Annotated in this window: 9 protein-coding genes and 1 tRNA gene; 3 read left to right on the forward strand and 7 right to left on the reverse strand. The window is 61.5% G+C overall.

Annotated features, from left to right (window positions below; translation table 11 throughout):
• Positions 1-231 precede the first annotated feature (231 nt).
• On the forward strand, positions 232-1,089 hold the full coding sequence (locus AAG793_RS00005; RefSeq protein ID WP_341905301.1) for a Sir2 family NAD-dependent protein deacetylase: 858 nt from the start codon (positions 232-234) through the stop codon (positions 1,087-1,089).
• 209 nt (positions 1,090-1,298) lie between these two features.
• Here AAG793_RS00005 and AAG793_RS00010 read toward each other — a convergent pair whose 3' ends face one another.
• The 6 genes from AAG793_RS00010 to AAG793_RS00035 form a co-directional block, all read right to left on the reverse strand.
• Positions 1,299-1,457, reverse strand: a complete 159-nt coding sequence (locus tag AAG793_RS00010) for a hypothetical protein (RefSeq protein WP_341902329.1) — start codon at positions 1,455-1,457, stop codon at positions 1,299-1,301.
• 760 nt (positions 1,458-2,217) lie between these two features.
• Positions 2,218-2,293 (reverse strand) — tRNA-Thr (locus AAG793_RS00015).
• Between the two features lie 34 nt (positions 2,294-2,327).
• Positions 2,328-3,338, reverse strand: coding sequence for a class 1 fructose-bisphosphatase (locus AAG793_RS00020; protein ID WP_341902332.1), 1,011 nt, complete (start codon positions 3,336-3,338; stop codon positions 2,328-2,330).
• Positions 3,339-3,472: 134 nt separating this feature from the next.
• Positions 3,473-6,199, reverse strand: a complete 2,727-nt coding sequence (gene pepN, locus AAG793_RS00025) for an aminopeptidase N (protein ID WP_341902335.1) — start codon at positions 6,197-6,199, stop codon at positions 3,473-3,475.
• A gap of 61 nt (positions 6,200-6,260) precedes the next feature.
• A protein-coding gene (prfB, locus tag AAG793_RS00030) for a peptide chain release factor 2 (RefSeq protein ID WP_341902338.1) occupies positions 6,261-7,365 on the reverse strand; the annotation gives its coding sequence in 2 pieces (ribosomal slippage) (positions 6,261-7,283 and positions 7,285-7,365; 1,104 coding nt in all).
• Positions 7,366-7,523: 158 nt separating this feature from the next.
• On the reverse strand, positions 7,524-8,459 hold the full coding sequence (locus tag AAG793_RS00035) for an alpha/beta hydrolase (protein ID WP_341902341.1): 936 nt from the start codon (positions 8,457-8,459) through the stop codon (positions 7,524-7,526).
• A 29-nt stretch (positions 8,460-8,488) separates the two neighbouring features.
• On the opposite strand from AAG793_RS00035, the gene AAG793_RS00040 reads away from it, so the two are divergent.
• Complete coding sequence (locus tag AAG793_RS00040; protein WP_341902344.1) at positions 8,489-10,237, forward strand: AMP-binding protein; 1,749 nt, start codon at positions 8,489-8,491, stop codon at positions 10,235-10,237.
• A gap of 148 nt (positions 10,238-10,385) precedes the next feature.
• On the opposite strand, the gene AAG793_RS00045 is transcribed toward AAG793_RS00040, so the two are convergent.
• Complete coding sequence (locus tag AAG793_RS00045; RefSeq protein ID WP_341902346.1) at positions 10,386-11,066, reverse strand: OmpA family protein; 681 nt, start codon at positions 11,064-11,066, stop codon at positions 10,386-10,388.
• Positions 11,067-11,400: 334 nt separating this feature from the next.
• Between AAG793_RS00045 and AAG793_RS00050 the strand changes: the two genes are divergently transcribed.
• Positions 11,401-12,465 carry an aldo/keto reductase gene (locus tag AAG793_RS00050; RefSeq protein ID WP_341902349.1) on the forward strand — a complete coding sequence of 355 codons (1,065 nt, stop codon included), beginning with the start codon at positions 11,401-11,403 and terminating at the stop codon, positions 12,463-12,465.
• Positions 12,466-12,535 lie beyond the last annotated feature (70 nt).

Raw genomic sequence — 12,535 nt, forward strand, 5'->3', positions numbered from 1 at the left:
GTGCAGCCGCCGGATCTTTGCCAGTGTTCCCACTTTGATCACTCCTTGGTCCCTCCTGCTTAAAAAGTAAGCAGGAAACTTTACTCAAGGGGTCAAATTTCGATGAAAAAACTCAGCTCAAAGGGGTCAATTTCATCTGGAAATCAACACTCTATGACGTGCATGGTGTCAGGTTGTCAGCAGAGACAAGGCGGGCAATGCTGGAAACTGGCTTCGCCGCGTGGGGTTGATATGGATACCGAAAGCATTGATTTCAGGCTCCAGAAAGCTGCCGATCTGATTGCCGATGCAGATTCGCTGGTGATTGCGGCCGGCGCCGGCATGGGAGTAGACTCGGGCCTTCCTGATTTTCGGGGTAACGAGGGATTTTGGCGCACCTACCCAGCCTTGGCCAGGGCCAATCTCAATTTCGCAGAGGTCGCCAGTCCACGGACTTTTGAGGAGAATCCACGCCTTGCCTGGGGCTTCTATGGGCACCGTCTTTCGCTGTACCGCAAGACTATTCCGCACGCTGGTTTTGACATTCTGAGGCGGTGGGCTGAACGTATGCCGCTCGGCGCTCGGGTCTTCACAAGCAACGTCGACGGGCAGTTTCAGAAGGCTGGCTTTTCAGAAGACCAGATTCACGAATGCCACGGGTCTATTCATCATCTACAGTGCATTAACCAATGTACATCTACAGTCTGGAGCGCTGACGGGTTCGATCCTGAAGTGGACGATGAAAGCTGTTGCCTCCTGAATGCACCGCCACTTTGTCCTCATTGCGGGGCACTGGCGCGACCGAACGTCCTCATGTTTAACGACTCGAGTTGGGTTGAGGATCGAACCCAGTCACAGGCACGACTCGAATCGACGTGGCTTGCAAAGATTGCAGAGAATCAGGCACGCGTGGTGGTGGTGGAGATAGGGGCTGGAACAGCGATCCCGTCTGTAAGGCGTTTCAGCCACCGAATTAGCCACGAATTCGATGGCTGCATCATCCGTATCAACCCACGGGAACCTCAAGTACCGAGCTCGAGAGACATCAGCCTACCTTCCGGCTCGCTTGAAGCGTTGTGCGGCATCGATGCGATTCTGAAGTCGGGCTGAAATTAATTAGGGCAGCTGCGTCACGGCCGATCACGCTGTGGACAGCCACGCCGGGATGGCAGTCCCGATTTAATCACCACTCTCTGCGAGAGCCCATCAGATACATTCCGCTTATCGAAACTGAAGAAGATTACTATCGGCGCTTACCCAGTCAGGCCGTCATACTGGTCTGACTTAAGCCACCGGGTCTCCATCAAACTCAGGGCGATTCACTCATACGCCGGCGTCTTTGCTGAGAAGAGAAGTTCTTCGAGCGCGGCAATATCTAGTTCAAGGGACCTTGCGCCAGAATCCCTTCGTTCGTAGTAGCGCTCTAGCGCGCTGGTCCAGAGCGGATTTTCGGCCCAATGCCGGATCTGATCGTTCATCGTTAGATTTTGCAGCGGTGCGCTGATTGACGCAAATAGACCAGCGCAATGAGCTAAGTCGATCGGGAGAACATGGCTTGAATGGTAGCCCCATCAGAAAAATTGTCTACGGATCGTGAGCGTATTTTCTGGCGGGAAGCAATCGAATCAGATGCAGGCCGACAACATGAGATCGATGACGCTACATCTAAACCCTTGGCTGGTATTTCCGAAGACGCCATGAAGCCATCAGGTGATCGATTCGCGTGGGCGAGACTAAAGATTCGCAGCTCCTCTGTACTTACTTAAGCACACAGCGATTAACAAATCCTCGTTCTGTTGAGGCGTAGGTTTTGGCGTAGGTTTTGCTGGAAATTACGAGGCGACAGAAGAGGGCGTCGTTCTGCCAGTGAACTTCAAGCCGAGATAAACAAATTCAACGTGGCTAACTATGCGCCGATTGCCGTACTCATAGAGCAAATGCGTCACCGCGCGAGTGGCAATGGGCCTGCGATAGAACTGATGCGGCAACGATGCGGCAATTACTCGCAAAAACATAGCAGAAAAGCTATGGTGCCCGCGGCCGGAATCGAACCGGCACGACTTTCGTCGGGGGATTTTGAGTCCCCTGCTGTTGAGCGATCAATTCACGGAGGTGCCGACTCGCTAACTGTGCCACTGATACAAACTCGGCCTACAAAATTTGCTTACATCCATAGTTACATCGGCACAAAAGAAAAAAGCCAGCTATCAAAATGATAGCTGGCTTTTCTTTATTTACTGGTGCCGGAGAGATGAATCGAACACCCGACCTTCTCATTACGAATGAGCTGCTCTACCGACTGAGCTACACCGGCGTTATTTTTCAGTACAGCCTGAGATTATATCCGGCTAATTCTTCGCGGCGTGGTAGGCCGTGACGCGCTCGACCTCGTTCTTGCTGCCCAGGATGACGCTGACGCGCTCGTGCAGCTTGGTGGGTTGAAGATCGAGAATGCGCTGCTTGCCGTTGGTGGCGGCGCCGCCAGCCTGCTCGATGAGCCAGCTCATGGGATTGGCTTCGTACATCAGCCGCAGCTTGCCGGCCTTTTCGGGTTCGCGCTTGTCCCAGGGGTACATGAAGATGCCGCCGCGGGTCAGGATGCGGTGCACGTCGGCCACCATGGAGGCGATCCAGCGCATGTTGAAGTCCTTGCCGCGCGGGCCGTCTTTGCCTTGCAGGCATTCGTCGATGTAGCGCTTGACGGGCTCGTCCCAGTGGCGCATGTTGCTCATGTTGATGGCGAACTCTTTGGTGTCTTCGGGCACGCGTACGTTCTCTTCGATCAGCACGAATGAGCCCTGCTCGCGGTCGAGCGTGAACATGGCCACGCCGTCGCCCACCGTCAGTACCAGCGTGGTTTGGGGGCCGTACACGCAGTAGCCAGCGGCGACCTGCTTGCAACCGGGCTGCAGGAAGTCGCTTTCTGATACGCCACTGCTGCCGTCCGGCTTTTTGAGCACGCTGAAGATGGTGCCGATGCTCACGTTCACATCGATGTTGCTGGAGCCGTCGAGTGGGTCAAACAGCAGCAGGTACTCGCCCTGCGGGTAGCGGTTGGGCACCAGATAGATGCTGTCCATCTCTTCCGAGGCCATGGCCGCCAGGTGGCCGCCCCATTCGTTGGCCTCGATCAGCACCTCATTGGCGATGATGTCGAGCTTTTTCTGCACCTCGCCCTGCACGTTCTCGCTACCGGCTGTGCCCAGCACCCCACCGAGGGCACCCTTGTTCACGGCCTGGCTGATGCTTTTGCAGGCGCGGGCCACCACTTCCAGCAGCAGGCGCAGATGCGAGGGGATATGGCCTTCAGATCGCTGCTGCTCGACCAGGTAGCGGGTGAGGGAGATTTTCTGGGACATGGCGGAATCCTTTGGGGTCTAGCGGGGCTGTCGTGTCGAAACGGTCATGAACGCGTGATGAAGGGCTTCGACAGGCTCAGCCTGAACGGTAAGGCGGTTTGATCTGCGCACTATGCATCAATCCGAATCAGGTGTCAGTTGCCGAGGGCACGGCTCACGACTTCCTGCGTGTCCTTGCTCAGGTCAGGTCGGGCAGCAACGCGGGCAATGGCTTCGCGGGCGGCGCTGCGGTACGGCTCTGCCAGCTTGCTCCAGCGGTCCAGCGCGCGGGCCAGGCGTGCGGCCACTTGCGGATTGATGGCGTCGAGCTCGATCACCCGCTCGCTCCAGAACACATAGCCTGCTGCGTCGGCACGGTGAAAGCCGGCCGGGTTGGCATGGCAGTAGGTGCTGATCACACTGCGGGCGCGGTTGGGGTTGCGCAGGCTGAAGTCGCCGTGCTTCATCAGCTGCTTCACGGCAGGCAGGATGTTGCCGCCGCGGTCTGGCGAGCCGGCCTGCAACGCAAACCACTTGTCGATGACGAGAGCCTCGTCCCTGAACATGGTGTGGAAGCGCGTCAGCGCCTCAGCCGCCAGCGGATGGCCACTGGACACCAGCGCGGCCAGCGCATTGAAGCGGTCCGTCATATTGGCGGCGTCCTTGAAGCGCTGCAGGGTCTTGCCAGGCCACACCGCGTCGCCACTTGCATTGGCGGCCAGACACAGGTGCGTGAGCGCCATGCCGGCCAGTGCGCGGCGGCCTGAAGAGGTCGGGTCTGGCGTGTAGGCGCCGGTGTTCTCACAGGCGGCGTAGGCGGCTTCCCAGTCGGGTTGCAGTGCGGTGGCCAGTTGCTGGCGCATGGCTTCGCGTACCGCATGGATTTGCTGTGGGTCCACCACATCCAGCTGCTCGGCCAGATAGGTTTCCGACGGCAGCGTGAGCACCAGCTCCTTGAAGGCGGCGTCGAGCGTGGGGTGGTTGAGCACCTGACGCATCGCGCCGATGTAGGCCTCGTCCAGCAGGTGGGTGGTGGGGGCTGATGGATTGACAGCAAGCGACTGGATGGCTGCAATCGCGCGGTTGACCGCGAGGCGCTGGCCAGCTTCCCAGCGGTTGAAGGGGTCGCTGTCGTGGGCCAGCAGGTGCAGCAGCTGTGCATCGGAATAGTCAAACGACAACACCACCGGTGCGCTGAAGCCGCGCAGGATGGACGGCACAGGCTCGCTGTCGATGCCGACAAAGGTGAAGCTCTGGCTGGCTTCGGTGAGCACCAGCGTTTGCGTGCCGGTAATGACCTCACTGTGGCCTTGCTGCTGCAGGGGCAGGTCGCGGCCATCGGCGCCCAGCAGGCCCAAGCCCACCGGAATCACAAACGGCTGTTTGTCGGCCTGGCCCGGCGTGGGGGCGCAGCTCTGGCTGAGCGTGAGCGTGTAGCTGCGCGCAGCCACGTCGTACACGCCCTGCGCCTGCACGCGCGGTGTGCCGGCCTGGCTGTACCAGCGCTTGAACTGCGGCAGCAGGCTGGCGAGCGGTGAGCCGGGGTTGGCGTCGGCAATCGCTTGTGCGAAATCGTCGCAGGTCACGGCCTGGCCGTCGTGGCGCTCGAAGTAGAGCGTCATGCCCTTCTCGAAGCCCGCTCTGCCGACCAAAGTCTGCATCATGCGGACCACTTCGGCACCTTTTTCGTAAATGGTGACGGTGTAGAAGTTGCTGATCTCGATGTAGCTGTCTGGCCGCACCGGGTGCGCCATCGGGCCAGCGTCTTCGGGGAACTGGGCGGTGCGCAGCACGCGAACGTCTTCAATGCGTTTCACGGCGCGGGCCGAGGCCTCGGCGCACAGGTCCTGACTGAATTCCTGGTCGCGGAAAACGGTCAGGCCTTCCTTCAGGCTCAGCTGGAACCAGTCGCGGCAGGTGATGCGGTTGCCCGTCCAGTTGTGGAAGTACTCATGCCCGACCACGCTTTCGATGTTCGAGAAATCCGTGTCGGTCGCGGTGGCCTGATTGGCCAGCACGTACTTGGTGTTGAAGATGTTCAGGCCCTTGTTCTCCATCGCGCCCATGTTGAAGTCGCTGGTGGCGACGATCATGAAACGCTCCAGATCCAGCGGCAGGCCGAAGCGCGCTTCGTCCCAGGCCACGCTGGCCATGAGCGAGTTCATCGCGTGTTCGGTCTTGTCGAGGTCGCCGGGGCGCACATAGACCTGCAACAGGTGGTCCTTGCCACCGCGCGAGGTGATGCGTTGCTCACGCGCCACTAGCTTGCCCGCTACCAGTGCGAACAGGTAGCTGGGCTTCTTATGTGGATCAACCCACTTGGCAAAGTGACGACCATCGTCGAGCGTGCCCTGGTCCACCAGATTGCCGTTGGAGAGCAGCACCGGGTACTTGGCCTTGTCGGCGCGCAGCGTCACGGTGTAGCTAGCCATCACGTCGGGCCGGTCAAGGAAGTAGGTGATGCGGCGGAAACCCTCGGCTTCACACTGGGTGAAGAAGGAGTCGTTGCTCACGTACAGGCCCATCAGCTTGGTGTTCTTCGCCGGGCAGGTGGTGGTGAAGATTTCCAGCTCGATGGGCTCAGGGCCTTCGGGCAGATTCTCCAGCACCAGCTGGTTGCCGTCCATCTTGAAGCTGGTGCCCTGGCCGTTGACCAGCACGCGCGCCAGATTCAGCTCTTCGCCATCGAGGCGCAAGGCCTGCGCTGGAACGTCAGGGTTGCGGCGCAGCGTCATCTTGTTGAGCACGCGCGTTTTGGCCGGGTCGAGGTCAAAGCACAGGTCGACCGTATCAATCCAGAAGGCGGGGGCGAGGTAGTCCGCACGGTGAATGACTGCAGGCGCGGCTGGCCCTGTTCCCCGGTCGTCAAGCATTTGCAACATGGAGATGTCCTAAAGGTGTGGAGATAAAAACGGATTCCTGGTCTGTGGGCCGGGCGGGGCTTCAGACGCCCTGCTTCAGTGAGGCTTCAATGAACGGATCGAGATCGCCGTCGAGCACTTTCTGCGTGGCCGAGGTTTCGTAGTTGGTGCGCAGGTCCTTGATCCGGCTCTGGTCCAGCACGTAGCTGCGAATCTGGTGGCCCCAGCCCACGTCGGTCTTGCTGTCTTCCAGTTTCTGCTGCTCGGCCTGGCGCTTGCGCATTTCGTGGTCATACAGGCGCGAGCGCAGGCGCTTCCACGCCACGTCGCGGTTGCTGTGCTGGCTGCGGCCGTCCTGACATTGCACAACGATGCCGGTCGGGATGTGCGTCAGGCGCACGGCCGAGTCGGTCTTGTTGATGTGCTGGCCGCCAGCGCCGCTGGCGCGGAAGGTGTCGGTGCGCACGTCCGACGGGTTGATGTCGATCTCGATCGAGTCGTCGATCTCGGGGTACACAAACACCGAAGCAAACGAGGTGTGGCGCCCGCCAGATGAATCAAACGGCGACTTGCGCACCAGGCGGTGCACGCCGGTTTCGGTGCGCAGCAGTCCGAAGGCGTACTCGCCCTCGATCTTGATGGTGGCGCCCTTGATGCCGGCGGTGTCGCCCGCGGTTTCGTCTTCGATGGTGGTCTTGAAGCCCTTGCGCTCTGCGTACTTGAGGTACTGGCGCAGCAGCATGCTGGCCCAGTCGCAGGCTTCGGTGCCGCCGGCGCCAGCCTGTATGTCGAGAAAGCAGGGCAGGGGGTCGGCCGGGTTGTTGAACATCCGGCGAAATTCCATCTTCTCGACTTCGGTGGCCACCTTGACGGCTTCGCCCTCGATGGCCTGCATGCCGGCCTCGTCGCCTTCGAGCTTGGACATCTCGAACAGCTCGCTGTTATCAGCCAGTTCGGACGAGAGCCGGTCGATGACGTGCACCACGTCTTCGAGCGATTTCTTTTCCTTACCGAGTTCCTGTGCGCGCTTGGGGTTGTCCCAGACCTTCGGGTCTTCCAGCGCGGCGTTGACTTCGTTCAGTTTTCGTTCTTTGGCAGGGTAGTCAAAGATACCCCCGAAGCTCGTTGACCCGGTTGCTCAGGTCAGCGAGCTGGTTGCCGATGATGTTGATGCGTTCTGCGTCCATGGTGTTCAATCCTGAAAAGTGTGTGTGGGGCGCCGGGCCTTGAGGTGGCTTCCATACGGCGACCGGAATCCGGTGAGTGGTCTGGCCAAGGGCTGGCGCCCAAAGCCGCAACCCATGATTTTCTCATGCTCTGGCGCGCCAGGGCGCCGGGGCGGGATTTACAGAAACGACTCGATCAGCGCCGCCAGCCGCTCTGGCTGGTCGTGGTGCAGCATGTGCCCGGCGTCTTCCACCACCGCCACCCGGGCGTCCGGCAGTTTTTTGAGGCGCTCGTGGTACTCGGCCAGGGTGTAGGTGCCCTTGTACCAGGTGGTGAGGGAGTCGTCTGATGCCTCCACCGCCAGCGTGGGCGCGGTGATGCGCTGGTAAATCTCCAGCACCTCGTCGAGCCGATACAGCTGCGCGCTGGTGACCTTGTGCGAGGCCTCGCCCAGAATGCGCCACTGGCCCTCAGCGTCTGGTGCGGCCCAGTGGGCGGCCAGCCAGGCGGCTTTTTCAAGCGAGAGGCGGGGGTTGGTTTTCATCAGCCGCTGGGCCACGCCGCCGACGTCGGCATAGGCCTTGAGGGCCATTTTCCCGCGATGCAGGCTTTTGAGCTCGTCGATCCATTTGGCGTAGCGCCCCGGGGCCTGGCTGGGGCGACTGGCGGGCAGGCCAAAGCCTTCCAGATTGACCAGACGGCGAATGCGTGCCGGCCGGATGCCCGCGTACAGCATGGCCACATTGCCGCCCATGCTGTGGCCGACCAGGTCCACGGGCTGATCAACCGCATAGTGATCGAGCAGGAAGTCCAGGTCGGCCAGGTAGTCGGCAAACACGTAGTGGTCATTGCCCACGGTGTGTGGTTCGATCTGATCGCCCCGGCGGGTCAGGCCGAAGCCGCGCCAGTCGGGTGCGATGACCTGGCGGCCTGCCATGAATGCATCTGACAGCGCATCCACCATGAACTGGTAAGACGCACCCACGTCCATCCAGCCATGCACCAGCACCAGCGGCGGCTTGTCAGGGTTGGCCGGCCCCCAGACGCGCACGTGGTACTGCAAGCCACGGATAGGGACAAACTCGCTTCGGGAAGGGCGCTTTTCTTTGTACATTGGTCGGAATCATAAGGAGACCGATTCGGATGCGCAGTCAAAACAGGGACAAGCTCAGTCCCGCCCCAGATGCCTATGCCGCCATGCACAGCAGTTTCCGCTGGCAGGTGGACGAGTACTTCAACATGGCCGAGGTCTGCTGCAGGCGCTGGGCCGCCCGCCCGGATGGCGACGAGCGCATCGCGCTGATCGGGCACCACCCGGAGGGCTACGGCCCGCGCATCAGCTATGCCCAGCTGCAGGATGCGGCCAACCGCCTGTCGGCGCTGCTCACGCGGCTGGGCGTGCGGCGCGGCGATCGCGTAGCCGTCGTGCTGCCGCAGTGCTTTGAAACCGCCGTGGCCTATATCGCGGTGCTGCAAATGGGGGCGGTGGCGATGCCGCTGTCCACGCTGTTCGGGCCCGAGGCGCTCTCGTACCGGCTGCAGGACAGCGAGGCCCGGGTGGCCCTGTGCGATGACATCAGCATCGACGCCATCAACCAGGTGCGCCACCAGTGCCCTCATCTGGAGGTGGTGATCGGCGCGGGTGACGCACGCCGCCTGGCCGACATGGACTTCGACTTTGCACTGGCCCACGAGTCCGGCCAGTTTGAGCCGGTGCCGACGCGGGCCGATGACGCCGCCATACTGATCTACACCAGCGGCACCACGGGCCAGCCCAAGGGCGCACTGATTCCGCACCGCGCGCTGATTGGCAACCTGAGCGGCTTTGTCTGCAGCCAGAACTGGTTCGGCTTTGACGGTGTGCGCAACGAGTCGTCCGATGCGGTGTTCTGGAGCCCGGCGGACTGGGCCTGGACCGGCGGCCTGATGGACGCGCTGCTGCCCACGCTGTATTTTGGCCGGCCCATCGTGGGCTGGAGGGGGCGCTTCAGCCCCGAGCTGGCGTTCTCGCTGATGCAGCAGTACGGGGTGACGCACAGCTTTTTGTTCCCCACTGCGCTCAAAGCCATGATGAAGGCCTACCCCAAGCCACGCCGGCAGTTCAAGCTGCAGTTGCAGGCGATCATGAGCGCTGGCGAAGCGGTGGGCGACGCCGTGTTCGCCTACTGCCGCGACGAACTGGGCGTAGTCGTCAATGAAATGTTCGGCCAGACGGAGATCAACTACGTCGTCGGAAATTGCCACCGGTTTTGGCCTGCCAAGCCGGGCAGCATGGGCAAGGGCTACCCCGGCCATCGTGTGGCGGTGATTGACGACGAGGGCCATGAATGCCCCGTCGGTGTGCCAGGCGATGTGGCCGTCAACCGCTTCGATGTGCATGGCGACCCGGACCCGATTTTCTTTCTGGGTTACTGGAAGAACCCGGCTGCCACACAGGCCAAGTACACCGGCGACTGGTGCCGCACCGGCGACCTGGCCCGGCGCGATGCCGATGGCTATCTCTGGTACGAAGGCCGCGCCGACGACGTGTTCAAGGCCGCCGGCTACCGCATCGGACCGGGGGAGATCGAGAATTGCCTGGTCAAACACCCGGCAGTGGCCAACGCCGCCGTGGTGCCCAAGCCTGACAAGGAACGCGGCGCAGTGGTCAAGGCCTATGTGGTGCTGTCGCCCGACTTCGCCGCAGCGCGTGCGCGTGACGCCGGCAAGAAGGCCAGCTTTGACCAGAAGCTGGTGGCCCAACTCCAGGCCCACGTGAAGACCATGCTGGCGCCCTACGAATACCCCAAGGAAATCGAGTTCATCGACGCACTGCCGATGACCACCACCGGCAAGGTGCAAAGGCGGGTGTTGCGACTGCAAGAGGAAGAGCGCTTCAAAGCCACCACCTGAGCCGCGTGAGAAACGAAAAAAGCACCTCAAGAGGTGCTTTTTGTATTCCCCAGCAGGCGCCGCGGAACTGGCTATGCCAGGCCGCAGGCGCCGTCCCCTGCAAGGGGAGAAGGGGCTACACGCAGTGAGCCCCGACAGGGGTGTTCAATCAGCGGGTAGCGACTTGCTCAGCAACATAGATTTCAACACGGCGGTTCTTGTCACGGCCCTGCTGGGTGCTGTTGTCGGCAATCGGTTCGCGTGAGCCGCGGCCGTCGGTCATGATGCGGGTGCGGGCCACGCCGCGGCTGACCAGGTAGTCACGGGCGGCATCGGCGCGGTCCACCGACAGCGGGTTGTTGATCGCGTCAGAGCCGGTGTTGTCGGTGTGGCCGATGATGGTCACCGTCGTCACGTTGTTCTGGTTCAGGCTGGTGGCGAACTGGTTCAGCACCGGTGCAAAGTTGGGTTTGATGGCTGAACGGCCCACGTCAAACGACACATCGCTCGGGATATCGAGCTTCAGGCGGTTGTCGGCGGTCTGGCTCACGGCCACGCCGGTTCCTGCAGTGGCTTGCTCCATGGCAACTTTCTGGTCCTGCATTTTCTTGGACCAGATGTAGCCGCCACCTGCACCGACTGCACCGCCGAGGACGGCGCCGGTGGCCGCACCTTTGGAGCCGCCGGTGGCCGCACCCAGCAGGGCACCTGCCACTGCGCCAATGCCAGCGCCTTGCGCGGTGCCCTTCTGGGTTTCGCTCATGTTGGCGCAACCAGACAGGACGGCCAGCGCCAGGGCGACGCAGGTCAGGGATTTGATGGGCATGAATTTGGTGGATGTATGGGTCATGAAATGGCTCCTCGAATCAGGGTATGAATTCAGTCGGCAACGAGATGTTGGCGCTGGTGTGTGAATGCTAGGCCTGCAAATGGTGAGCAGTTGTAAGACAAAAGCGCGATCGGGATGAGGTACTTGCCTGCAAACGACCCGGCACCCATCGCACAGGCGTGACCCATTAAACTAAGGAACCTAAGAGTGCCAGAGAGTGCCAGAAGTGACGCGGGCACGGCCCGGGCTGCGACACCCTCCGCCGAATCGCTGAGCGGTGCCTTGCTGTCCTGCATCTGTTCGTTCTGTTATTTGGCATTTCGCGCCCGGTATTTCCCTCATTTCACGGATTCACATGAAACACGTTCAACTCGGCAGCAGCGACCTGCATGTCACCCCCATCTGCCTGGGCACCATGACCTTTGGCGAACAGGTCAACGAAGCGTCGGCCCACAGCATCCTTGACCGCGCACTGGAGCGCGGCATCAATTTTCTCGACACCGCCGAGATGTACTCGGTGCCGGCGCGCGCCGAAACGTTTGGCGCTACCGAAACCATCCTCGGCAACTGGTTCGCGAAGAATCCCTCAGCCCGCAGCCGCGTGGTACTGGCCACCAAGGTCGCCGGCCCGTCGCGCGGTATGCCCTGGATTCGCAACGGCAGCACCGACCTGACCGCCGAAGACATCGTGGGCGCCTGCAACGACAGCCTCAAGCGCATGAAGACCGACGTGATCGACCTGTACCAGATCCACTGGCCGGTGCGGCATGTGCCAGCTTTTGGCATGGTGTACTTTGACCCGGCCAAGGACAAGCCCGTGTCGTCCATCCACACCCAGCTCGAAGCGCTGGCCGGGCTGGTGAAGGCGGGCAAGATCCGCGCGATCGGCCTGTCGAACGAGTCGCCCTACGGCGTGCACGAATTTGTGCGACTGGCCGAGCAGCACGGCCTGCCACGCGTGGCCACGGTGCAGAACCCGTACTGCCTGATCAACCGCACGGTAGAAAACGGACTGGATGAAACCATGTACCGATTGGGCGTGTCCCTGCTGGCGTATTCACCGCTGGGCTTCGGTCTGCTGACCGGCAAGTACGACGATTCGGGCATTGAAGGCCCGGCAGCGCCGCAAGAGGCGCGCATCGGCAAGTTTGAGTCGATGCGCAAGCAGCGTTGGGGCCGACCAGAAGCGCTGGTCGCCGCGCGCCGCTACAACGCGCTGGCCCGCGCCAACGGCCTCACGCCGACGCAGATGGCACTGGCATTTTGCTACACCAAATGGCAGGTGGCCAGCACCATCATCGGCGTGACGTCGATGGCGCAGCTCGACGAAGATCTCGATGCTTGGGGCATCACGCTCACACCCGAGGTCTTGGAAGAGATCGACAAAATTCGTTGGGACGCACGCGATCCTGCGTTGTAGAAAATGAACTCCCCCCGAAGCGCCTTCGGCGCCTCCCCCCGGGGGGCGCCACCTGCGGCCCGGCGAAGCC

Source organism: Polaromonas sp. YR568 (assembly GCF_943372955.1).
GTDB lineage: Bacteria > Pseudomonadota > Gammaproteobacteria > Burkholderiales > Burkholderiaceae_C > Polaromonas.